Source organism: Streptomyces sp. NPDC052064, assembly GCF_055585925.1.
Genome location: NZ_JBVJJE010000009.1, coordinates 365,976 through 389,425 on the forward strand (window position 1 = coordinate 365,976; position 23,450 = coordinate 389,425).

The following is a 23,450-nucleotide window of genomic DNA, read 5'->3' on the forward strand; positions in this document are numbered from 1 at the left end:
GTCAGCCGGCGCAGAGGCAGAACGGGTGCCCGGCCGGGTCGGCGTAAACCCGGAAGGTCCGGGTCCGGTCCTCGGCGTCCAGCGGCTTCGCACCGAGCGCCAGCACGCCCTTCTCGGCCGCGTCCAGGTCCTCCACGTCCAGGTCGAGGTGGAACTGCTGCGCGCCGTCGGGCCCCGGCCACTTCGGCGGTACGTACCCGGGGGATTCCTGGAAGGCAAGCGCCGGTCCGCCCGGCACCTTCAGGTCGACCCACTCGCCCGAGTCGTCGGCCTCCACCGTGGGAGTGCCGCCGAGCACCTCGGCGTAGAAGCCGGCCAGTGCGCGCGGGTCGGGACAGTCCAGGACGACGACACCCAGCTTGGCGAGAGCCATGACTTCCTCCTCGAAGTCGCTGTTACCCGTCACTGTTACCTGCACAGCCCGGATAACCGGTAACCGTTACTCCATGCTGGCCCATTGGCGGTAACCTCGCAAGGGAAATCCGAGAGGTACGGTCCAGCCATGACGGAGAGATCGCCCGCGCCCGGCGGCCTGGCCCTGGTCGAGGCCCTGGTGAACACGCTGGACATCGAGTCGGGCGCCGACTCGCTGAACACGGAGGAGGGCCGGGCCCGTTTCGGGATCACGGGGGACGAGGTCGAGGACACCCGCGCACTGCGCGAGTCCCTGCGCGCGGTCCTGCTCGCCCACGCGGGCCACCCGCCGCACCGCGAGGTGATCCCGCTGGGCGAACTGCTGGCCGGGGCACCGCTGCTGGTGGCGGTCGACCGGGGGGACGGCTCGGCGACCCTCGCCCCGGCCGACGAGGGCCCCCTGCTCTCCCGTGTCGCAGCCGCCGTCGCCGAGGCGCTGGTCGCGGGCACCTGGAGCAGGCTCAAGGCCTGCGAGGCCGCCGACTGCCTCTGGGCGTACTACGACCGCAGTCCGGCCGGCCGGGGCCGCTGGTGCTCGATGCAGGTCTGCGGGGCCCGGGCGAAAATGCGCCGCTACCGGGCGAAGGGCTGACCTGCGCGAAGGGCTGGCCTACGCCTCCTCCTCCCGGGGCGCCCGGGCCGCCCGGGGTGCCTGGGGAGCGGACGCCCGGGAGCCGACCAGGAGCAGGCACAGCACCGCGACACCGGCGACGGTGCCGGTCAGCACGAGCAGGGGGTCGAGGGGGCGGGTGGTGGAGGCGGCCGTCCGGGTCTGCGGCTGCTGCGCGACCTGTGCGGCCGGGGACGTTGGGGACGCCTGCGGTGACTGGCCCGCGGCGGCAGGGGAGGCGGAGGTCGGCGACGAGGAGGGCATGCGCATCGTCGGCGGCCTGCTGCTCGGCGTGGTGCGGCTCGGCGCGGTCGCCCGGTGTCCCGAGGAGGAGCCGGTGTGCTCGTGCGTCGGTGCCGCCGTCGTCGCCGGTGCCGCCGCGCGGACCGTGATCCCGGCCGTCATGTTCGGGTGGACGGTGCAGACGTAGCCGTACGACCCGGCCGTGGTGAACGTGAAGCTCCAGCTCTGTCCCTTGTCGAGCATCGGGGAGTGGATCGAGACCGGGCCCGAGGTGGTCTTCACGTCGTGCGGTGCCGTGTCCTGGTTGGTCCAGGGTGGGCGCCGGGCCGGGTGGAGCAACGCGTGCTCGTGCTCAGCCACCGGCAGCAGTTCGAACCTCTTCATCGTCACGCTGTACGAGGCCGCAACCCCGTGGCGCGGCGTAGCAGCCGGTACTACAGCTGGGCGTGCCCCGTAGCGGAACGAAGGGTGTCCGGCGTCCTCCGGCACGGTGAGGGACGCGCCGCGCAGGACGGGCAACGGCAGCCGGCGGTCGGCGCCGTAGCGCGAGTGTGGAGGGGAGGGACGGTGGGCAGGGTGCCGTTCGTCATCCCGGTCTCCTTGGAAAGCGGTTCCCGAAGCATGGCGAGGGTGTGGAGAATGGAGCGGGCGCCGCTCCGGCCGGCTGAGCCCCGGCCGGAGCGGCGTCCACTCTGTTGTCGCGAACAGCGTCAGCAGTTGCCGGTGAGGAAGTCCGTCGTGGGCGTGAGCATCTGCCCGGCCCAGACCGTGTGCATCTTCACGTAGCTGTCGGCCGGCGTGCAGAACGTGCTGCTTCCGATCCTCGAGCGACTCTGCTCGGCGCACCCGCGTCCGGCTTCGGCGACCTCGACCGGGGCCTTGGTGTGACCCTGTGCGGCACGCTGTCGTGGTTGGTCCACTGGGCGGTCCGGCCGACCTCGACGACGACGGCATCTGTCGAGGCCAGGGGGCTGCTGCCCTTGGGGGACCCGGCCGAGCGCGGCCTCGACGCCTGGGCGCGACAGCGAAAGGCACACAGAGAATCCGCGCGGCCCTTCATCGATCCCCCGAGAATTCCCGAATCTCCCGCAAAGCCATCAGCAATTCACGGAACCCGGACCTGATTCGAGTGACCGACCGTGCTCAGACCATCGGCCTTCTCAGGTGGTCGGTCGAACTCAGGCGGTCGGCCGCCCCATCGCCCGGTACGTCCACCCGGCCTTGCGCCAGCGCTCCGGGTCGAGGGCGTTGCGGCCGTCGAGGATGATCCGGGCAGCGGCGACCTCGCCGAGCGCCTCCTCGTCCAGCTCACGGAACTCCCGCCACTCCGTCAGATGCAGCACGATGTCGGCGCCGCGTACGGCGTCCAGCGCCGAGTCGGCGTAGCCGAGGGTCGGGAAGACGCGGCGGGCGTTGTCCATGCCCTTGGGGTCGTAGACCGTGACCTGGCCGCCCTGGAGGTGGATCTGCCCGGCGACGTTCAGCGCGGGGGAGTCCCGTACGTCGTCGGAGTCGGGCTTGAAGGTCGCGCCCAGCACCGCCACGCGCTTGCCGAGGAACGGCCCGCCGCCCAGTGCCTGCCGGGTCAGCTCGACCATCTGCCCGCGCTGGCGCATGTTGATGGAGTCGATCTCCCGCAGGAAGGTCAGCGCCTGGTCCGCGCCCAGCTCACCGGCCCGTGCCATGAACGCACGGATGTCCTTCGGTAGACAGCCGCCGCCGAAGCCGATCCCGGCTCGCAGGAACTTCTTGCCGATCCGGTCGTCGTAGCCGATGGCCTCCGCCAGCTTGGCGACGTCACCGCCCGCGGCCTCGCACACCTCCGCCATGGCGTTGATGAAGGAGATCTTCGTGGCGAGGAAGGAGTTCGCGGAGGTCTTCACCAGCTCGGCGGTCGGGAAGTCCGTCACCACGAACGGCGAGCCCTCGGCGATCGGTGTGGCGTATACCTCCCGCAGCAGCTTCTCGGCCCGCTCGCTGCGCACGCCCACCACGATCCGGTCGGGGTGCAGCGTGTCGTCGACCGCGAAGCCCTCGCGCAGGAACTCCGGGTTCCACGCCAGCTCGGCGTCCTCGCCGGCCGGCGCGTGCGCGGACAGGTAGGCCGCCAGCCGGTCGGCGGTGCCGACGGGCACGGTCGACTTGCCGACGACCAGGGCGGGACCGTGCAGATGCGGGGCGAGCGAGGCGAACGCGGAGTCGACGTAACTCATGTCGGAGGCGTACTCGCCGTGCCGCTGCGGGGTGTTCACGCAGACGAAGTGCACATCGCCGAACGCGCCGACCTCGGCCCAGTCCTGGGTGAAGCGCAGCCGCCCGCTGGAGCCCTCGAAACCGGCGACATGCTTGCGCAGCAACTCATCGAGCCCCGGCTCGTACATCGGGGCCTCGCCGCGCTCCAGCTTCTCGATCTTCTCGGTCACGACGTCGAGGGCGAGCACCTCGAAGCCGAGCTCGGCCATGGCCGCCGCGTGTGTCGCGCCGAGATAACCGGTGCCGATCACGGTGATCTTCAGGGCCATGGGTGCTCCAGGGGTCTACGGCAGGTGCGCGCCCGAGCATATCCGGGGCATGGGAGCGCGCTTCACGGGGCAACTTTCCCGCTGTCGTCCAGCTCACGTATCCCTCCCGCGGGCGACCCCATAAACTTTTGATTACTTAACGGTAGTTAGCGTCAGCATCGCAGCGTTTTGGAGCGTGAGAGACCTTGGCCGGATCGGCTGACTTCGACCTGTACCGCCCGTCCGAGGAGCACGACATGCTCCGCGACGTCGTCCGCTCACTGGCCGAGGCGAAGATCGCGCCGTACGCCGCCGCGGTGGACGAGGAGGCCCGCTTCCCGCAGGAGGCGCTCGAGGCACTGGTCGCGAACGACCTGCACGCCGTGCACGTACCCGAGGAGTACGGCGGCTCGGGCGCCGACGCCCTGGCGACCGTCATAGTGATCGAGGAAGTCGCGCGCGTCTGCGCCTCGTCCTCCCTCATCCCCGCGGTGAACAAGCTGGGCTCGCTCCCGGTGATCCTCTCCGGCTCCGAGGAGCTGAAGAAGAAGTACATGGCCCCGCTCGCCAAGGGCGACGGCATGTTCTCGTACTGCCTGTCCGAGCCGGACGCCGGCTCCGACGCCGCCGGCATGAAGACGAAGGCCGTCCGTGACGGCGACCACTACGTCCTCAACGGCGTGAAGCGCTGGATCACCAACGCCGGCGAGTCCGAGTACTACACGGTGATGGCGGTCACGGACCCGGCCAAGCGCTCCAAGGGCATCTCGGCCTTCGTCGTCGAGAAGTCGGACGAGGGCGTCTCCTTCGGCGCCCCCGAGAAGAAGCTCGGCATCAAGGGCTCCCCGACCCGCGAGGTCTACCTCGACAACGTCCGCATCCCCGCCGACCGCATGATCGGCGAGGAGGGCACCGGCTTCGCCACGGCGATGAAGACCCTCGACCACACCCGCATCACCATCGCCGCCCAGGCCCTCGGCATCGCCCAGGGCGCCCTCGACTACGCCAAGGGCTACGTCAAGGAGCGCAAGCAGTTCGGCAAGCCGATCGCCGACTTCCAGGGCATCCAGTTCATGCTCGCCGACATGGCCATGAAGATCTCGGCCGCCCGCGCCCTGACCTACCAGGCCGCAGCCGCCTCCGAGCGCGGCGACGCCGACCTCACCTACCTGGGCGCCGCGGCCAAGTGCTTCGCCTCGGACGCGGCCATGGAGGTCACCACGGACGCCGTCCAGCTCCTCGGCGGCTACGGCTACACCCGCGACTACCCGGTGGAGCGCATGATGCGCGACGCCAAGATCACACAAATATACGAAGGTACGAACCAGGTGCAGCGCATCGTGATGGCACGCAACCTGCCGTAACAGGGCTCTTGCATGAGCGAGCGAGTCTCCCGCCCCGCCGGAGGCTCGCTCAGTCCTCGAAGCCCTCCGCCGCCCGCTTCTCCCGCAGTTCCATGATCGCCCGGCGACGGGCCAGACGGTGGGTGCGGCGGATCTGGGCCTCCTGGTAGCGGCGCTTGTCGCGTTCGGTTTCCGGGAGGACCGGGGGGACCCGGCGGGGCTTGCCGTCGGCGTCGACGGCCGCGAAGACGAGGTAGGCGGAGCCGACCTGCGTGGGCGGGGTGGACTCGTTCCAGCGTTCGGCCAGGACGCGGACGCCGACCTCCATGGAGGTGCGGCCGGTCCAGTTGACCTGCGCCTTGACGTGGACCAGGTCGCCGACACGGACCGGCTCCAGGAAGGCCATCTCGTCCATGGACGCGGTGACGGCCGGCCCGCCGGAGTGCCGCCCGGCCACGGCACCCGCCGCGTCGTCCACCAGCTTCATGATCACGCCACCGTGCACCGTCCCCAGAAGGTTCGTGTCGTTGTGGGTCATGATGTGGCTGAGGGTGGTGCGGGAGGCGGAAGTCGGCTTGCCCGGGATATCCGGAGTGCCGGAATCCGCAGCTGGGGCCTGGTCTGTCATGGCCCCTACCTTATGCCGAGGCGGCATGAGGGGGTTTGTGCTGGTACCGCTTGCCCGAGAGGGTGCGTGCATTGGCGAGTGTGAGAGCCGGTGCTGGCGACCAGGTCACAGCTTCACAGCTCGCTGAACGGGAGTTTGGGTATCGAATATGTGACCTTTGCGGCTGGGGCTCGTTGGGTGTGGTGACGGATCTTCAACATCGGGCCTGGGGGTGATGGGGTGGGCGGGCTACGGGAGGTTGCGGCGCCGTTTGTGGTCCCCGGCCCCTCGGGGGTGGCCGTCCGGGCCCGGCTGCGGGTCTCGGAGGCGGACGCGGCCGTGTTGGCCGAGGTCGGCACGTTCCTGGGCGCGCTGGCATCCCGGACCTCGCGGTGCGCTCCCGGCAAGGGCTGGCGCACGATGCCGCAGCATGGGCTGCTCGTAAGCGGGAGCTGACCGGGGGCTCGTCGGCGCGGTGGGCGGGCAGCATCACCAAGGCCACCAATGACCAGTGGGCGCTGGCCCGGCGCGGCCAGAGGGTGGAGATGGTGTGGCTGCGCGGGCAGATCGCGCGGATCGAGGCCCGGCTGGCGCGTCCGCTGAAGGCCAAGGCGGACAAGCGGGCCGGCCTGCAACGCGGATACGGCTCGCGGGCGGAGTGGCACGCCAAGGCCCGCCGCCTGCACGCGCTGAAGGACCGGCTGACGACTGCTGAGGCGGATTGGGCGGCGGGCCGGGTGCATGTGGTGCGTGGCGGCAAGCAGCGCGCCCGTCTGCGCCATCACCTTGAGCAGGCAGGGCTGGGGGAGGCGGGCTGGCGGGAGCGGTGGCGGGCGGCGCGGATGTTCCTGGCCGCCGACGGGGAGTCCGGCAAACGCTTCGGCAACGAGACCATCCGCATCACCGGCAGCGGGCAGGTCTCGATCAGGCTCACCGCGGCCCTGGGTCATCTGGCCAACGCCCCGCACGGCCGGTACGTCCTCGATGTCGCGGTGGTGTTCAGGCACCGGGGTGAGGAGTGGGCGGACCGGGTCACGGACAATCGGGCGGTGGCTTACCGCATTCACCACGACCCGGTGCGGCGCCGCTGGTATGTCACCGCCTCCTGGCAGCGCGCCGCTGTCCCGGCCCTGCCGATGGACGCGGCCCTCGCGCAGGGGGTGGTGGCGGTGGACATGAACGACGATCACCTCGCCGCCTGGCACCTCGACGCCCACGGCAACCCCGTCGGCGAACCTCAGCGCTTCTTCTACGACCTAGCAGGTAGTACCTCGCACCGGGACGCCCAGATCCGCCACGCGCTGACCCGGCTGCTGCACCACGCCCGCCGCTGCGGAGCTGCTGCCATCGCGATCGAGGATCTCGATTTCGGCGATGGCAGGACGCGGGAGCAGCACGGCCGTAACAAGCGCTTCCGCCGTCTGATCTCCCGCTTCCCCACCGCGAAGCTGAAAGCCCGCCTGGTTGCGATGGCCGCCGAGCAGGACATCACCGTTGTCGCGGTGGACCCCGCATACACCTCCCGATGGGGGGCTCAGCACTGGCAGCAGCCCCTTACCACCCCCACCCGCAAGACCACTCGCCACGATGCGGCAGCCGTGGCGATCGGAAGGCGCGCCCTCGGACACCCGGTCCGGCGACGGGCGGCACCGCCCCGTAACGACCAGAGCGATCGTTACGGGCATCGGACCGCCCAGGCCCGACCGGTGACCCGACGGCGTGAGGGACCCCGCCCCCGCCTACCCGGACCACGATCACGAGTCGTGCCGCCCGGACGCGGAGCGAAAGCGGGCGACCAGCGTGCCCAACACCGTTCGGAGCACGCGGCTGAGCATGAGCCCTGGCAACAGGGCCCACTTCCACTCAGTCATGAGGAACGGTTTTGTGTCAGCTTCGCCACAGCCGTGCGCTGATTTTCCGACGACTCTTGTATGGCGTACTACGGGGACCTGCACACTGGGGCGCATGAATGATTGGCCCGAGGGATTTTCCGGCGACAGCCGCGGCAACCGCTACGGACGCGGCAGCTCGAGCGCACAGCCCGAGAGTGCCCGCGTCATGCGGCAGGTCCGCCGCGGTCCGGCGCCGTCGCCCGGGCAGGCCGGCTACGGCGGCGCCCCGCCGTACAGCGGCGGCGTACCGCAGCAGCCCTCGTACGTCGACGGCGGCGGCTACGGCCCCGGCGACGGCTACGACAGCGGCTACAACACCGGCCAGGTCTACGGCTCCCCCGGCGGCAGAGGCCCCGGCGGCCCGGGCGACGGCATGTACGAGCCGCGCCCCGCGCCGAACTGGCGCCGCCGTATCAAGGTGACGGCCATCACGCTCGCTACGGTGCTGGTCGTGACGAGCGTCGCCACGTACTTCTGGGCCGACTCCAAGCTCAACCGCGACGTCGACCTGTCGAAGGTCATCGACCGGCCGGAGGCGGGCGAGGGCACGAACTACCTGATCGTCGGCTCCGACAGCCGCGCGGGCATGTCGGCCGAGGAGAAGAAGAAGCTGCACACCGGGTCCGCCGAGGGCAAGCGCACGGACTCGATGATGATCCTGCACACCGGCAGCAACGGCCCGACGCTGATCTCGCTGCCGCGTGACTCGAACGTCACGATCCCGTCGTACAAGGGCTCCGACTCCGGCAAGCTCTACCCGGCCACCGGCCGCCAGACGAAGCTGAACGCGGCGTACGCGGAGGACGGCCCTGAGCTGCTGGTCCGTACCGTCGAGGCCAACACGAACCTGCACATCGACCATTACGTGGAGATCGGCTTCGCCGGCTTCGCGAACATCGTGGACGCGGTAGGCGGCGTCGAGATGGACATCCCGCAGGACATCAAGGACACCAAGTCCGGCGCCGACTTCAAGAAGGGCAAGCAGACGCTGACCGGCGACCAGGCCCTGGCCTTCGTCCGCACCCGCTACGCGCTCAAGGGCTCCGACCTGGACCGTACGAAGAACCAGCAGAAGTTCCTGTCGGCCCTGGCCAACCAGGTCGCCACCCCGAGCACGATCCTCAACCCGTTCAAGCTGTACCCGACCATGGGCGCGGGCCTGGACTCGCTCGTGGTCGACAAGGACATGGGCCTGTTCGACCTGGCGTCCATGTTCTGGGCGATGAAGGGCGTCAGCGGCGGCGACGGCAAGTCGATGAACATGCCGATCGCGGGCAACTCCCCGAACGGCAACCTCCAGTGGGACACCGCGAAGCTGAAGACGCTGGTGAACCAGCTGAAGAACGACGAGACGGTCACCGTCTCGGGCAACTGAGCACCGGCACGCGTCGGGGGCACCCACGGGGGTGCCCCCGACCGTTGTGAGGCGGTCCTCACATCGTGGCGGCCGACATCGACCGGCACATCTCGGCACAGCGGCGACACGCCTCGGCGCAGCGCATCATCTGGGCGTCGTCCGGCATGGACATACACGCCTCGGCGCACATGTCACAGGCCCGGGCGCACATCGCGCACATCTCGGCGGACAGCGGCGAGCGGCGCATCATCATGTCGGCGCACATGCGCGTCATCTCGGCGCAGTCCATGACCGCGCGCATGATCTGCATCTGGGCCTGGCCGCCCATCTGCAGGCAGGAGCTCATGGTCTCCTCGCACACGCTGTGGCAGGTCATGCACGCCTGGACGCAATCCTGCATCTCCTTGCTCAGCGGGGGCATGGTGGCGGGCTGCTGGGTCATGATTCCTCCCGGGGGACGGCGAGAGCCGGGGTCGACCCTCGTGCCTTCCGTCCTACGCCTGCCCGGCCCCGACCGCCACGGGGCGGAAGGAAGGAATCCGCCAAGCGTGCGTCACGGCCGGTCAGCGCCCGTGACGAAGACCATGATCCCGGGATCCCGGGATCCCGGGACGGACGACCAGCACGTGCGAGTGGCTGACGTCCGAGCGCCCTGCCTCCTACGAGCACACCACCTCATCCCCCCGCACCACCCCGAACTCGCCTTGCCCCGGATCCTCGGCCCGTACCTTGCGTACGCGCTCGAAATCCGTGCCCGCGATGACCTTCAGGGTCGCGCCCAGGCCCATGACCGGGCGGAGTTCGCTGCCCGGCAGGGCCGTGGCGAGGGACTTGGCCGAGCGGTCCCAGCGGGGGTCGTGCGCGACGATCGTGCGCTTGACGTCGCGAGTGGCGGCGTTCACCGGGGCCCGGGTCGTCCGGAAGCCCGTCGAGGCCAGGGCCGCGTCCACCCGGCGGCCCAGCTCGGGCGTGCGCGTGCCGTTCTCCACCTGGACGCGGATCTGCTGGGGGGCGACCGCGACGATCCGTGCCGCGCCGCGCGGCCGGTGCACGGACAGCGGCTGGTCCTCGCGCAGGGCGTGGAAGAGCCGCTCCGCCTTCACGGGGTCCCACTTCAGCGTCGAGCCGACGCCCTCCACGGCGTATCCCATCCGCCCGATCGGGACGGTCGTGAACTCGGAGGAGGAGGGGGAGAAGTTCCGCATGGCCCGGCCCAGGTCCAGCATCTCGTCCGTGCCGAAGCCCTTGTCGGCCCGCACCGAGCCGAGCACGGCCCGCGTCACGTCCCGGAACTTCATCGGGTTGAGGAGGATCCCCGAGGAGGTGATCCGCTCCACGAGCGCCGCCATGAAGCGCTGCTGCCGTTTCATCCGGCTGAGGTCCGACGCCCCGTCGACGTGCCGGGCGCGCACGTACTGGAGCGCCTGCCCGCCCGCCAGCGTGTGCCGCCCGGCCGGGAGGTTCAGGCCGGTGTAGCTGTCCTTCAGGGGGTCCGCTGTGCAGATCTGCACGCCCCCGACCACGTCCACCGTCCTCATGAAGCTCGTGAAGTCGACCTCCACATAGTGGTCGATCTTCACCTTCGTCATGCTCTCGACCGTCCGCACGGTCAGCTGCGGCCCGCCCTCGGCGTACGCCGCGTTCAGCCTGATCGGGTGCCCCCGGTGCCGCTTGCCCGTCGTATGGTCGACGTGCGCGGGTGTCACGGCGTACGAGTCGCGCGGCAGGCTCACCACACTCGCCCGCTCCCGGTCCTCCGAGATGTGCACGATCATGATCGTGTCGGTGCAGTGGCAGGGAGCCCCGCCCAGCCGGTACTTCTGCCGCTCCTCCTTGCCGATCTCCTCGCGGCCGTCGGTGCCGACCAGCAGCACGTTCATGCCGTGGCTCCCTCGCGGCCGGTTCTTCATGTCCTTGAAGGGGTCGACCCGGGCGATGTCCGCGTCCAGGCTGGTCATCACCGCGTGCCCGATACCGGCGGACGCGAGGACCACCATGGACAGGGTCGTGATCACCCGCATGCCCCAGCGCTGCTTCCGGTGCCGTACGGGCTGCGCGGGCCTGCGCGGGGTGCGCCCGGGGGAGGGCTGCGGGCGGCGCTGCGGGATGGCGGTGGGCCGGGGGGACCGCGGCGGCGTGGGCAAGGGGACACCTCCGGACGACGGCCGCATGTGGGATCCGTGAAACCGTAGGCCGATATGATCTGCGGCCCGCGGTATCGCCCCGGCGGCGCGCACCGGTGTCCCCCGTTCGCGGTAACGTGAGGCCCCTATGAACGCCAATCCCGACGTGCGGCTCCCCGCCGTTTCCGTGATCATGCCCGTCCTCAACGAGGAGCGGCATCTGCGGGGAGCAGTCCAAGCGATCCTCGCGCAGGAGTACGCCGGCGAGATGGAGGTCGTGATCGCCCTCGGTCCGTCCACGGACCGCACGGACGAGATCGCCGCCGAGCTCGTGGCCGAAACCGCGTCTCTCACCAGCAAGCGCGTGCACACCGTCCCCAACCCCACCGGCCGTACGCCCGCGGCGCTGAACGCGGCGATCAACGCCTCCCGGCATCCGATCGTCGTCCGCGTCGACGGGCACGGCATGCTCTCCCCGAACTACATCGCGACCGCCGTACGGCTCCTGGAGGAGACCGGCGCGCAGAACGTCGGCGGCATCATGCACGCCGAGGGCGAGAACGACTGGGAGCACGCGGTCGCCGCCGCGATGACCTCGAAGATCGGGGTCGGCAACGCCGCCTTCCACACCGGCGGTCAGGCGGGTCCGGCCGAGACCGTCTATCTCGGTGTGTTCCGGCGCGAGGCGCTGGAGCAGCAGGGCGGCTACAACGTGGAGTTCATCCGCGCCCAGGACTGGGAGCTGAACTTCCGTATCCGTGAGGCCGGCGGGCTGGTCTGGTTCTCGCCCGAGCTGCGGGTGTCGTACCGGCCGCGGCCGAGCGTGAAGGCGCTCGCCAAGCAGTACAAGGACTACGGCCGCTGGCGGCACGTCGTCGCCCGCTTCCACGAGGGCTCGATCAACCTGCGTTACCTCGCCCCGCCGACCGCCGTGTGCGCGATCGGGGCCGGGCTCCTGGTGGGCGCGCTGCTGACGCCGTGGGGTTTCGTGGTGCCCGGCGGCTATCTCGCGGCGATCCTGCTCGGCTCGGTCCCGGCGGGCAAGGGGCTGCCGCTGAAGGCGCGGCTCCAGATCCCCGTGGCGCTGGCCACCATGCACATGTCGTGGGGCTGGGGCTTCCTGACGAGCCCGCGGTCGCTGGCGAAGAAGGTCATCGCTTCCCGGCGTCCGGCGGTCCGGGCGGACGCGACCGCCGGCTGACGCACACCGCACGCGTTCGGGCCCCTCCACCTCGGGAGGGGCCCGTTTCCGTCACCAGGTGAAGCCCGGGTTCACGTGCATGCAGGCCTTGTCGTCCGCGCCGTTGAGGGCGTCGGCCGACTTCGGGGTCTTGTCGTTCCGCTTCGGCGCCTTGTAGTCGGTGCCCTCCCGCCAGTCGGCGCCCACGACGAGCGTGACGCCGGAGACGTCGGTCGACCGTTTCACCGAACCCAAGGGAATTCCCAGGGCCTTGGCGACCCGCTGGGCGTCGCCCTCCAGGTCGGCGCTCGGGTAGCGGACGACGGTCCGCTCCTCGCTCCACGAGCCGGTGGTGTCGGCGACGGCCTGGGCGAAGCCCTCCTCCGTCAGCAGCCCGGCCACGGTGCTCGCGCGCCCGCGTGCAGCGGCCAGGCTGTCGGTCCGGGTGCCGTTGCGGACCTGGACGGGGATCTCGTCGTCGGCGGCGGCCGGGTCGGTGGAGGCATTCTCCGCCGCCTTCTTGCTGTCCTTGTCCTTGCCGTCCAGCGCGATGTCCTCCCGGACCAGCCGGAACAGCTGCTCGGCGTCCTCCGTGGGCTCCACGCGGGCGCCCACGTACCGGTTGGGCATCGTGGTCATGGTGATGCGCGCCGGTTCCACTTTGCGCAGCTCGTCGCTGAGGTCGTAGAGCTTCTTGACGGTGTCGAGGCCGGGGTCGACCGTCAGCGCCCGGGTGGCCTCCTCGGCCAGTCTGCGGAGCTTGTTCGGGCTGCTGAGGGTGGCGTTCTCGCGCAGCCGGCGGACCATCGCGTTCATGTACATGTGCTGGGCCTCGGCGCGGGCGAGGTCGCTGCCGTCCTCGAAGCCGTAGCGGGTGCGCAGCCACTGGAGGGCCTGCTCGCCCTGGATGTACGAGGTGCCCTTCTCCAGTTTCAGGCCCGAGCCCTTGCCGTCGGAGGTGCGGGAGTGGATGTTGGCGTCGACGCACACGGGGACACCGCCGACGGCGTCGGCCATGGACACCACGCCCGCGAAGTCGACCATGATGAAGTGGTCGATGTGGATACCGGTGAGCTCCTGCCAGGTGGCCACGGTGCAGCCCGGGCCGCCGTTCCCGAGGCTCTGGTTGGTCATCGTCCGCCCCTGGGTCCCCGGGTACACCTTCCCGTCGTCCGGGTCGGTGCACTTCGGGATCTTCACGAGCGTGTCGCGGGGCATGCTGATGACCGACATGTTGGTGCGGTCGGCGGACAGGTGCAGCAGCATCTGCACGTCCGCCAGCGGAGCGGCGCCGAATGTCTCACGGGCTCCGCCGAGTTTCTGGTTCTCCTCGGTGTCCCGCGCGTCCGAGCCGATGAGCAGGATGTTCAGCGGGGTCTGCCCGGCGGCGTTCGGCGTCGGCGCGGCGACCTTGTTGTCGCCGAGGTTCAGCGCGTCCTTCTTGATGTTGCCGTTGAGCTGCCGGTAGTAGAGGTATCCGGCCCCGGCCGTCCCGAGTATGAGGACGGCGAGCACGGCTGCGGACCACCGCAGCAGCCGCCGGATACGCCGAGGCCGGCCCTCGCCGCTCTGGCCGCCGGGGGTGTCGCCCGTCGCCGACGTGGTCTCACCCGGGCCCGGTTCCCGGCGGACGCCCTGCCGCGATTCGTTCTCCCGCACACCGCTCTGCGTCACTTCCCGGTCCTTCCCGCCCCCCGCACACGCGACAGGCCCGCCCTGCCTCCTGTTAGACGCATGACGGGCTTGTCAGTTGCCCTCAGCGGGTCAACTCGCGCACTTCACCTTGTCGGCGGTGGACTTCTCCACGTCCGCCTTCTCGACCGGGGCGTCGAGCTTCACGCCGGCGCCCTTGAAGTCCTTGCCGAGGGTGAGGGTCATGGCGGGTACGCCCTGGGAGTTGGTCACGCTCTCGCCGGGCTTCATCGCCGACCCGGACAGGCCCATGATGTCGGCGAGGCGGCGGGCCTGGTCGGCCTGGTCGGGGGCGTACTCCAGCGTGGTCTTCGCCAGTTCGGCGGGCGCGTTGCCGCCGTTCTCGGACTTGGTCACGCCCTCCTCGACCTGGAGGTACTGGAGGGTCTTCTGCGCGGCACCGGAGACGGCACTGCCGTTGAGGACCCGGACCCGGACCTCGGAGGCCGGTGCCTTGGTGCCCTTCAGCCGCGCGGCCTCGGCGTCCTTCTCCTTCTTCTGCTGCTGCTTGACCTCGGTGAACGAGACGTCGTTCTTGATCATGTCGAACACCTGAGGAGCCTGCGCCTCGTTGAGGACGACCGTCGCCTTCACCGTCTCCGCCGGGTTGTCCTTCACCGGGACGGTCGTGAAGGCGATGTTCTTCGTCGGCACCTTCTTCAGCTCCAGGGCGATGTCCTTGAGCGTGCCGACGTTACCGATGGCCTTGTCCACGGTCAGCGCCTTGGTCGCGGCCTCGGCCAGCTTCAGCAGCTTCGAGGCGCTGGTGAGGGTGTCACTGGAGGACATCTTGCGCATGAGCGAGCCCAGGAACTGCTGCTGCACCTTGATGCGGTCCAGGTCGCCGCTGTTGCCGAAGCTCTTGCGGGTACGGACGAACGCGAGGGCCTGCTCGCCCTCGACCTTCGACGGGCCCGCGGGCAGGACGAGCTTCGACTCCTTGTCGTTGACCGGCTTCTCCACACAGACGTCGACCCCGTCCACCGCCGTCGTCAGCGTCTTCACCGCGTTGAAGTCGGCCATCATGAAGTGGTCGACCTGGATGCCGGTGTTCTCCTTCACCGTGCGCATCGTGCAGCCCGGGTCCCGGCCGTCCTCCCCGAGGCTCCGGTTGAAGCGCACCTTCTGAAGCCCCGGAACGATCTTCTCCGAGCCGTCCTCCAGCTTCGTCGGGCAGTCGGGGATGTCCACGATCAGGTCCCGGGGGATGCTGAGCGCGGTCGCGTTGGAGCGGTCCTCGGCGACGTGCAGCAGGATCGTGGTGTCGGCGTGCCCGGAGCTGCCCTTGTCGCCGTAGCCCTCGTTGCCCTCACCGGTGCGCTTGTCCGTGCCGATGATGAGGATGCTGAAGGCCTCGTCCTTGCTGAAGTTGCTGGCGCCCGCACTGCCGACGTCGGTCGTCGTGACGTTGCCCTCCAGGTGCCGGAGGTAGAAGTAGCCGGCCGCGCCGACCCCGACCAGCACGAACGCCATCGTGCCGCCGGTCCACATCAGCGCCTTCCTGGCCTTCTTCGGCTTCCGCTGCACCGGCCGTCGCCCACCGCGCCGCGCGGACGGCGGCTCCTCGGGCGCACCGCGCCGCCGGCGCTGGGTCGGAACGTCGGTGCGGGTGGCGCCCGCACGGGAAGCCGGGTCACGGGGAGCCGCCTTACGCGGTCCCGCCGTACGGCCGCCCGCCCCCGCCGGGGGAGTGGATCCGCCTGCCCCGGACACCGGTGACTGCGCTCCGGATGGAGTCAGTCGCAGTTCGTATTCGCCGGTGTTCGGATTGAGTACCCACTGGTCTGCGGGGTCGATCTGGTCCCCCCGCCCACGGCGTTGCGCGTCCACGGTTGTCTGTTTCCTCCGTCGGGGCACGCGGCGCCCTCTCCCCCCGGAAGGCGCACGGGTACTTGTCATCACAGAAGCACTGGATCGCTCACACTATCCGCCCAGTTGAACGCCGGTGTGTACTGAATGACAAATTCAACGTCCATACATTTGGGCAATTCAGCCCAATTCCATGTAAGGAAGTGGAAGGAAGTCGTCGACCGGTGGCGAGTTGCTGCTCCGGTCGCTACCAGCGGTAGGGCGCGTACACGTCCATGCACTGCCCGGCGTCCGAGCCGTTGAGGGCGTCCGCGTCGCCGGGCAGGTCCCCGGCCTTCGGGGCCGGCTGCTTCGGATAGGCCGTGCCCGTACGCCAGTCGGCGCCCACGACGACCGTGACGCCGGAGACATCGGTCGACCGCCGCACCGAACTCGCCGGAATGCCCAGTGACTTGGCGACACGCTGCGCGTCACCCGCCAGCTCGGCGCTCGGGTAGCGCACCACTGTCCGCTCCTCGGACAGCGTGCCCGAGGTGTCCGCGGCGGCCTTCGTGAAACCCTTCCCCACCAGTGACCGCGCGATGGCGCCCGCGCGCCCGCTCACCGGACCGAGGGTGCTGGAGCGCGTGGCGTTCTGCACCAGGACGCCGATCGCGTCGTCCGCGGCTGCCGGATCCTTCGACACCTCGGGCGCCTGGGAAGTCTTCTCACCGGTCTTCTTCGTGCCCGGCTTCCCGCCCTTGCCGTCGAAGGGCACGTCGTCGCGGATCATGGCCCACACCCGGTCGGCGTCGGCGCCGGCCGGGACCAGGTGGTTGCGGTCCTGCGGGTCCTCGGTGGTGGGCAGCGTCGTCATGGTGATGCGGTCGGTCGGGACCGTCTTCAGCTGCATTCCCAGGTCGTACAGCTTCTTCACCGTGCCGAGTTCCTCGGACACGTGCAGGGACCTCGTGGCCGCCTCGGCCAGATCGGTCAGCCGGCCGGTGTCGGTGAAGACGTTCTGCGCCTTGAGCGTGCGGATCATCGAGTTCATGTACATGTGCTGCGCCCTGGCCCGCAGCGGGTCGCTGCCCCAGGCATGCCGGGTGCGCAGCCACTGGAGCGCCTGCTCGCCCTGGACCTTCTTCCGGCCGGCCGTCAGCTTCAGACCCGAGCCGCCGGGCACGCCGGGCAGCGCGCGGTCCCACACGTTCTGCCGCACGCACACCTCGACCCCGCCGATGGCGTCCGCCATCTTCACCACGCCCGCGAAGTCGATCGTCATCCAGTGGTCGATGTAGACCCCGGTGAGGCTCTCCCAGGTCGTGAGCGTGCAACCCGCTCCGCCACGGGCCAGCGAGGCGTTGATGATCGTGTTGACCGGCGGGTACGTCCGCCCGGTCTTCGGGTCGGTGCACTTCGGTATGTCGACCCGGGTGTCGCGTGGAATGCTCACCACGGCGGCGCTCTTGCGGTCCGCGGCCAGGTGGATGAGCATCTGCACGTCGCCCAGCGGCGGATTGCCGCGGTCCTTGCGGGCACCGCCCAGCTTCACGTTCTCGTCCGAGTTACGGCTGTCGGAGCCGACCAGCAGGATGTTCAGGGGCGTCTGCCCGGCCGCGTTCGGAGCGGTCTTGCGCGCCTTGGAGTCGCCGCTGCTGCGCAGGCCCTTCTCGATGTTGCCGTTCAGGTGCTCGTAGTAGAGGTAGCCGGCGCCGGCGGTCGCGAGGATCAGCACGGAGAGGGACGTCGCCGACCAGCGCAGGGCGCGGCGCCCCCGGCCGGGCCGACGGCCTCCCCGGCCGTCCCCACCGCCCGGCCCGGCGGGTCTGCCCGGGACCGGCTCGCTCGGGACGGCACCCGGCCTGGTCCCCTCCCCGTACACACTGCTGCTCTGTGCCATCTGCTCTTCCCACCCCCGCGTCCGCCGGACAAGGCCTGTCGTACGCCCTGTGAGACGTACGGCAGGCCTGTCAGGTCACTCGGCGCACTCGACCTTGTCCGCCGTGGACTTCTGGACACCCTCCGGCGCCTTCGACGGAGCGGTGAGGGAGGCGCCCGCACCCTTGAAGTCCTTGCCGAGGGTGAGGGTCATCGCGGGCAGCCCCTGGTCGTTCTCCACACTCTCGCCCGGCTTCATCGCCGACCCGGACAGGCCCATGATGTCAGCGAGGCGGCGGGCCTGGTCGGCCTGGTCGGGGGCGTACTCGAGCGTGGTCTTCGCCAGCTCGGCGGGCGCGTTGCCGGCGTTCTCCGACTTGGTCACGCCCTCCTCGACCTGGAGCCAGCTGAGCGTCTCCTGGGCGCTGCCGGGGTCGGCACCGCCGTTGAGGATCCGCACCCGGACATCGGAGGCCGGGGCCTTGCTGCCCTTCAGTCGGGCGGCCACCGCGGCCGCCTCCTTCTTCTTCTGCTGCTTGACCGCGGTGAAGGAGACGTCGTTCTTGATCATGTCGAAGACCTGCGGGGCCGTCGACTCGTTCAGTACGACCGTGGTCTTGACCTTCTCCGCCGGGTTGTCGATCACCGGGGTCGTGGTGAACGTCAGGTTCTTGGTGTCGAGCTTGCCCAGCTCCAGACCGAGGTCCTTGAGCTTGCTGATGCTGTCCAGCTGCGAGTCGACGGTCAGCGCCTTCGTGCCCGCCTCGGCCAGATCGAGCATCTTCGAAGGGCTGGTGAGCGTGTCGTTCGACTTCAGCTTGCGCATCAGCGCACTCAGGAACTGCTGCTGGAGCCCGATCCGGCTCAGGTCGCCGCCGAAGCCGACGGCGTGCCGGGTGCGCACGAACGCCAGCGCCTGCTCGCCCGCGATCGTGTGCGTGCCCTTCGACAGCTTCAGGTGCGAGTCCGGGTCGTCGATGTCCTTGCCCAGACAGACCTCGACCCCGCCGACCGCGCTGGTCAGCGTCTTGACCGCGTTGAAGTCGGCGACCATGAAGTTGTCCGGCTTGACCCCGGTCAGCTCGGTCACGGTCCGCATGGTGCAGCTGGGGGTACGGCCGTCCTGGCCGAGGCTGGTGTTGAAGCGGGCCTGCTGCGTGCCCGGGATCATCTTCTGCGACCCGTCCTCCTGCGTGGTCGGGCAGTCGGGCACGTCGACGATCAGGTCACGCGGGATGCTCAGCGCGGTCGCGTTCGAACGGTCCTTGGAGACGTGCAGCAGGATCGTGGTGTCGGCGTGCCCGACGCTGCCCGCGTCGCCGTACTTCTCGTTGCCCGCGCCCGTGCGCTTGTCGGTGCCGATCAGCAGGATGTTGATGGCCTTGTCCTTCTGGAAGCCACCGGTGCTCGCGCCGTCGTCGGAGACGGACGCGATGTTGTCGTTCAGGTGCTCGATGTAGAAGTACGCGGCACCCGCCCCGGCGACCAGCACGAACGCCATCGCGCCGCCGGTCCACAGCAGGGCCTTCTTCCCCTTCGCGGCCTTCTTGGCCGGCCGCCGCCCGCGCCGCCCCGGCAGCGGTTCCTCCGGTGCCCCGCGGCGCCTGCGCGACGGCACCGCACGGTCCGGCGTCTCGGGCCGCGGCCTCCTGGGTGTCTCCGTGCGGCCGCGCGCCGGCGGGTCCGCGTCGGGGGCCGGAGGCCTGCGGGGGCTGGGGACGCCCGACTGCGGAGGGGAAGGGGGCAGTCGCAGTTCGTATTCGCCGGTGTTCGGATTGAGCACCCACTGGTCTGCGGGATCGATATCGTCCGCCCGCCCACGGCCTTGCGCGTCCACGGTTGTCTGTTTCCTCCGTCGGGGCACGCGGCGCCTCCCCCTCCAAGGCACCAGGGTCTCGGTCACAGTGCGCGACCTCAGGACCGTCCTCAGAGCCGGGCGCACCGGATCGCTCACACTAACTGCCCAGTTCAGTGCCGAACGACGACGGTGACAAATTCCACGTCCCTACACCTGGGCAATTCGCCCATTTCTCAGGTGAAGAGTTCATTACCTTGGAGTTGCCTTGGCGTCCGCTTTACTCGCAGGTGTCCTCGGCTGCCGTGTTCCCCCGGAACGTCGGTGGAGGAGAAACGGTGACGGCGGGCTTCGCAAAGGGCCCCGGATGCGAATCCCCGTACGACCGGTCTGGCGAATCGGAAGGCCTCAGCGGGGCGGAACCGCGCGGAACGTCCCTGGCCACCGCCACGGGTGTGTCCGTACGCAGCCGCTCGAACAGCCTCTCCGCCTCGGGCTCCACGAGTTGGTCGCGATTGGCGTCGTACGCGTACGACGCCCGTGGAACGGTCAGGAATTGCACGCGTTCCATGGGGATGTCGCGCAGCCCGCGCACGAGTTCGTACAAACCGCGAAGACTGGCCAGATCCGGGTCGGTTGTGAGAGATGACGTGGCGGCGTCCAGCACGGGATACAGCTTCGCCGGATTCAGCAGGACGTCATTGCTGCGCACCTTGTTGACGAGTGCCCCGAGGAATCGTTGCTGACGCTCCATGCGCTCCGTGTCACTGCCGTCGCCGAGCGTCTTGCGGGCGCGGACATAACCGAGCGCCTGCTCGCCGTCGAGGGTCACCCGCCCGGCGGGGAGCCGGAGCTTGGCGGCCCGGTCGTCGATCGGCTCCCGCAGGCACACCTCCACGCCGTCGACCGCGTCGACCATCTCCTTGAAGCCGTGGAAGTCGACGACGACGTGATGATCGACGCGGATGTCGGTGAGCTTCTCGACGGTCCGGATGGTGCAGGCCGAACCGCCCACCTGGAAGGCCTGGTTGAAGGCGGCGAACCGCGGCGTGCTGCGCGACCCGTCCGGGCGCCGGCAGCCCGGCAGGTCCACCATCAGGTCCCGGGGCAGGGAGACGGCGGTGGCGCTGCCCCGGCCCGCGGACAGGTGCAGCAGGATCGTGGTGTCCGACCGCTCGGTCCCGGAGTCCCGCCCGTAGCGCGCGTTGTCGTCGCCCTCGCGCGAGTCCGACCCGATCAGCAGGATGTTCCGCGCGTCCTTGACCAGCGAGGTGGGCCGTTCCTTCTCGTACCGCGCGAGCTCGGCGGCGGCGGCTTCATCGGGCGTGATGTTCCCGCTGAGCTTCGCGTACAGGACCCACCCGGCCCCGCCGGCCGCGACGGCGACACCGGCGGCCCCGAACGCCCCGATCCGCATCCACCGCCGCCGACGCCGCCGTACCAGCCCCGGCCCACTGGCCGAGGCGCCGGCCCCCGGCCCGAGCCTCCCGGTGTCGCCCACGACAGAGACCACCCCTCACGTCGTACGAACGTGCGCGCACTGCTCATACGACTCTGGCCTGGATGGAGGGTGGGGGTGGGGTGGGGATGGACCGAACGGGGGAGAGGCGGTCGCCTTGGCCGCGGTGCCGCCTCAGGGCGCGAAACGGCCTACCGGGCCATAGCCGTGACCCGCTCACTCTCGACCCGCTTGTCCAGCACCCCGTCCCCCGCCCGCTCCAGATGCCGGCACAACACCACAGAACCCCCCGTGGCCAACGGCCCGTACAACCCCGCGTTCAGCCCCTCCCACGTGCCATACGGCAACCCCGACAGAATCCGCGACCCAGGTCCGGTCAACCCCAGCCCCGTCGCCTCCGCCCGAGCCCGCTCGACGACCTCCGCCCCGCTGAACTCCCGCCCCGCCACAATCAGCGCAGGCCCCTCCGGATCCACCGGCGCATACGGCACGAACCGGTCCCCCTGTCCCGGCACCTCCACCGCGTAGTCGACGAACCCCTCGGGCACCTGCGGAAACCGCCCGCCGAGCGGTCGCAGCGCCATCGCGACCCGCGCCCCGGAACACGCCCGCGCCGCCTCCAGCTCGTCCGGCCCGCTCACCACGACATCGGCCGCCCGCGCATCCCCCGCAACGTCCGCGACGACTCCCACCGACGAACACGCCAGCAGCCACACCGCCGTCTGCCAGTGCGCGGGCAGCAGCAGCGCCACCCGGTCCCCGGGCTCGACGGACAGCTCGTCCTGGAGGAGGTTGGCGGTCTTGGCCACCCAATTGGCGAAGGTGGCCACGGACAGTTCGACACGTTCGCCCGTGGCGTCGTCGTAGAAGGTCACCAGGGGACGTCCCGGATCCCCGGCGAGCGCGGAATTCAGCAGGTCGGCAGGGGTGCGATCGGTGGCGTTCACCCGCGCAAGCGTACGCGGCACCCAAGCCTGGACCCAACGGCCGGGCCACCGCCCCGCCGTGAATCCGCCACCGGTTCGGCCGAATCCCGGCCGACGGTCCGTCAACTCCCAAATGGACAGACTTATAGGACTATGTCCAAGATCAGTGGTATGCATGGACTTCTTACTTCTTCGATAGGTGTCACCTGTGCGGCCGCTCTGGCCCTCCCCCTCACTCCGCCCGCTGTCGCGGCGACGGCGAGACCGGTACCGACCACGGAAGCGGCCTCGACCGCGAGACCCGCGCCCCATGCGGGGACACCGGACACGACCATGACCGACCGGCGGGCGGCCGAACCGTACGCCCCCGGCAGCACCCAGTCCCTCCCCTTGGAACCTCTCACCGGCAACCGCGCCACCCCCACCGCCCCCGGTGCCCCCGAGCAGGGCCTGCCCCGCCGTGCCGTACGCCACTTCTCCCTCGTCGGCGTCGTCTGGGAGGACCCCGAAGCCGAACTGCACGGCCGAGTCCAGGTCCGCACCCGAGCCGCGGAGACCGGCGCCTGGTCGGGCTGGCAGGACGTCGAGACGCACAACGCCGACCACGCGGCCGACCGGGGCACCCCCGAGAGCACGTCGGGCCGCGTCCGCGGCGCCACGGCACCGCTGTGGGTGGGGGACTCCGACGGCGTGGAACTCCGGGTCCGCTCCGAACCCGAGAGTGCGGAAGCCGACTCCGCTGACCACGGCACGGGCGCCCGCAACCTGCCCGCCGCGCCCCCGCTCCCCTCCGGCCTCCGCCTCGAACTCGTCGATCCGGGCGATGACGCCCCGCCGTCCGGCGCCGCCGCGGACAACTCCCGCGCCGCCGGCCTCGCCCGCGAGCTGACGGCGCAGCAGCAGGCGAAGCCGTACGTCGGCCCGCGCCCGAGCATCGTCACCCGGCGCGGCTGGGGCGCGAACGAGGGGTTGCGGGAGCGGGGCTTCCGGTACACGAAGAAGGTCAAGGCGGCCTTCGTGCACCACACGGCCAGCGGCAACAACTACCGCTGCTCGCAGTCCCCGTCACTCATCCGCAGTATCTACCGCTACCACGTCAAGAGCATGGGCTGGCGGGACATCGGCTACAACTTCCTCATCGACAAGTGCGGAAAGATCTACGAGGGTCGCGCCGGGGGCGTGGCCAAGCCGGTCCTCGGCGCGCACACCCTTGGTTTCAACACCAACAGCATGGGGATCGCCGTCCTCGGGTCGTACGGCGCCAAGAAACCGTCGTCGGCCGCCGTCACGGCCGTCGCCCGGCTCAGCGCGTGGAAGCTGGGGCTGTACCGGATGAACCCGCGGGGAAAGACATACCTGACGTCAGGTGGTAGCAATCTCTACCGAAAAGGTAAGAAGGTACGACTGAACGTGATCTCCGGCCACCGGGACGGCTTCGCGACGGAGTGCCCGGGACGCAAGCTCTACGGCAAGCTCGGCTCGGCCCGCTCCAAGGCGGCCCGCTACCAGGGCCGCTGACAACACGTTCACCGCCGTCGAGGGGGGCAGGGGCGGAATGCCGCACGGCCGACGAAGGCGCCACGGAACGATCTGCATACACTGACCGGCCGAAAGACAGTTCGGCCGGTCCTGGCAGGAA

At 70.1% G+C, this 23,450-nt stretch carries 19 protein-coding genes; 6 read left to right on the forward strand and 13 right to left on the reverse strand.

Going from position 1 to position 23,450, the window contains the following annotated elements; genetic code table 11:
• Position 1 precedes the first annotated feature (1 nt).
• Entirely contained in the window at positions 2–373 is a 372-nt protein-coding gene (locus tag ACZ6TU_RS25895) for a VOC family protein (protein WP_467673428.1), read from the reverse strand.
• A 129-nt stretch (positions 374–502) separates the two neighbouring features.
• On the opposite strand from ACZ6TU_RS25895, the gene ACZ6TU_RS25900 reads away from it, so the two are divergent.
• Positions 503–1,006 carry a CGNR zinc finger domain-containing protein gene (locus tag ACZ6TU_RS25900; RefSeq protein ID WP_467673430.1) on the forward strand — a complete coding sequence of 168 codons (504 nt, stop codon included), beginning with the start codon at positions 503–505 and terminating at the stop codon, positions 1,004–1,006.
• An 18-nt stretch (positions 1,007–1,024) separates the two neighbouring features.
• On the opposite strand, the gene ACZ6TU_RS25905 is transcribed toward ACZ6TU_RS25900, so the two are convergent.
• The 3 genes from ACZ6TU_RS25905 to ACZ6TU_RS25915 all read right to left on the reverse strand — a co-directional run bounded on the left by ACZ6TU_RS25905 (position 1,025) and on the right by ACZ6TU_RS25915 (position 3,789).
• On the reverse strand, positions 1,025–1,651 hold the full coding sequence (locus tag ACZ6TU_RS25905) for a plastocyanin/azurin family copper-binding protein (RefSeq protein WP_469551343.1): 627 nt from the start codon (positions 1,649–1,651) through the stop codon (positions 1,025–1,027).
• A gap of 326 nt (positions 1,652–1,977) precedes the next feature.
• Complete coding sequence (locus ACZ6TU_RS25910) at positions 1,978–2,187, reverse strand: hypothetical protein (RefSeq protein WP_467673436.1); 210 nt, start codon at positions 2,185–2,187, stop codon at positions 1,978–1,980.
• Between the two features lie 258 nt (positions 2,188–2,445).
• Positions 2,446–3,789 (reverse strand): UDP-glucose dehydrogenase family protein, encoded by a 1,344-nt coding sequence (locus tag ACZ6TU_RS25915; RefSeq protein WP_467673438.1) that lies wholly within the window; start codon positions 3,787–3,789, stop codon positions 2,446–2,448.
• Between the two features lie 185 nt (positions 3,790–3,974).
• On the opposite strand from ACZ6TU_RS25915, the gene ACZ6TU_RS25920 reads away from it, so the two are divergent.
• Positions 3,975–5,132 carry an acyl-CoA dehydrogenase gene (locus tag ACZ6TU_RS25920; RefSeq protein WP_467673440.1) on the forward strand — a complete coding sequence of 386 codons (1,158 nt, stop codon included), beginning with the start codon at positions 3,975–3,977 and terminating at the stop codon, positions 5,130–5,132.
• A gap of 49 nt (positions 5,133–5,181) precedes the next feature.
• Here the strand turns inward: ACZ6TU_RS25920 and ACZ6TU_RS25925 are convergent, their stop codons facing one another.
• Entirely contained in the window at positions 5,182–5,739 is a 558-nt protein-coding gene (locus ACZ6TU_RS25925) for an acyl-CoA thioesterase (protein WP_467673442.1), read from the reverse strand.
• Positions 5,740–6,110: 371 nt separating this feature from the next.
• Between ACZ6TU_RS25925 and ACZ6TU_RS25930 the strand changes: the two genes are divergently transcribed.
• Complete coding sequence (locus ACZ6TU_RS25930; RefSeq protein WP_467673444.1) at positions 6,111–7,631, forward strand: IS200/IS605 family accessory protein TnpB-related protein; 1,521 nt, start codon at positions 6,111–6,113, stop codon at positions 7,629–7,631.
• A gap of 52 nt (positions 7,632–7,683) precedes the next feature.
• Complete coding sequence (locus tag ACZ6TU_RS25935) at positions 7,684–8,985, forward strand: LCP family protein (protein ID WP_467673446.1); 1,302 nt, start codon at positions 7,684–7,686, stop codon at positions 8,983–8,985.
• A gap of 58 nt (positions 8,986–9,043) precedes the next feature.
• Here ACZ6TU_RS25935 and ACZ6TU_RS25940 read toward each other — a convergent pair whose 3' ends face one another.
• Positions 9,044–9,409, reverse strand: a complete 366-nt coding sequence (locus ACZ6TU_RS25940; RefSeq protein WP_467673448.1) for a four-helix bundle copper-binding protein — start codon at positions 9,407–9,409, stop codon at positions 9,044–9,046.
• Between the two features lie 217 nt (positions 9,410–9,626).
• Positions 9,627–11,111, reverse strand: a complete 1,485-nt coding sequence (locus ACZ6TU_RS25945; protein ID WP_469551351.1) for an LCP family protein — start codon at positions 11,109–11,111, stop codon at positions 9,627–9,629.
• A gap of 127 nt (positions 11,112–11,238) precedes the next feature.
• On the opposite strand from ACZ6TU_RS25945, the gene ACZ6TU_RS25950 reads away from it, so the two are divergent.
• Entirely contained in the window at positions 11,239–12,291 is a 1,053-nt protein-coding gene (locus tag ACZ6TU_RS25950) for a glycosyltransferase family 2 protein (RefSeq protein WP_467673452.1), read from the forward strand.
• 51 nt (positions 12,292–12,342) lie between these two features.
• On the opposite strand, the gene ACZ6TU_RS25955 is transcribed toward ACZ6TU_RS25950, so the two are convergent.
• The 6 genes from ACZ6TU_RS25955 to ACZ6TU_RS25980 form a co-directional block, all read right to left on the reverse strand.
• Positions 12,343–13,944, reverse strand: coding sequence for an LCP family protein (locus ACZ6TU_RS25955; RefSeq protein ID WP_469551356.1), 1,602 nt, complete (start codon positions 13,942–13,944; stop codon positions 12,343–12,345).
• Between the two features lie 90 nt (positions 13,945–14,034).
• Positions 14,035–15,792 carry an LCP family protein gene (locus ACZ6TU_RS25960; protein WP_467673456.1) on the reverse strand — a complete coding sequence of 586 codons (1,758 nt, stop codon included), beginning with the start codon at positions 15,790–15,792 and terminating at the stop codon, positions 14,035–14,037.
• A 226-nt stretch (positions 15,793–16,018) separates the two neighbouring features.
• A complete protein-coding gene (locus tag ACZ6TU_RS25965) occupies positions 16,019–17,653 on the reverse strand; it encodes an LCP family protein (RefSeq protein WP_469551358.1) in 1,635 nt (544 codons plus the stop codon).
• A gap of 75 nt (positions 17,654–17,728) precedes the next feature.
• Positions 17,729–19,468 carry an LCP family protein gene (locus ACZ6TU_RS25970; protein ID WP_467673460.1) on the reverse strand — a complete coding sequence of 580 codons (1,740 nt, stop codon included), beginning with the start codon at positions 19,466–19,468 and terminating at the stop codon, positions 17,729–17,731.
• Positions 19,469–19,706: 238 nt separating this feature from the next.
• Positions 19,707–20,843 (reverse strand): LCP family protein, encoded by a 1,137-nt coding sequence (locus tag ACZ6TU_RS25975; RefSeq protein ID WP_469551402.1) that lies wholly within the window; start codon positions 20,841–20,843, stop codon positions 19,707–19,709.
• Between the two features lie 233 nt (positions 20,844–21,076).
• Complete coding sequence (locus ACZ6TU_RS25980; RefSeq protein ID WP_467673462.1) at positions 21,077–21,832, reverse strand: TIGR03089 family protein; 756 nt, start codon at positions 21,830–21,832, stop codon at positions 21,077–21,079.
• A 150-nt stretch (positions 21,833–21,982) separates the two neighbouring features.
• On the opposite strand from ACZ6TU_RS25980, the gene ACZ6TU_RS25985 reads away from it, so the two are divergent.
• Positions 21,983–23,329 (forward strand): peptidoglycan recognition protein family protein, encoded by a 1,347-nt coding sequence (locus tag ACZ6TU_RS25985; protein ID WP_467673464.1) that lies wholly within the window; start codon positions 21,983–21,985, stop codon positions 23,327–23,329.
• Positions 23,330–23,450: the final 121 nt, after the last annotated feature.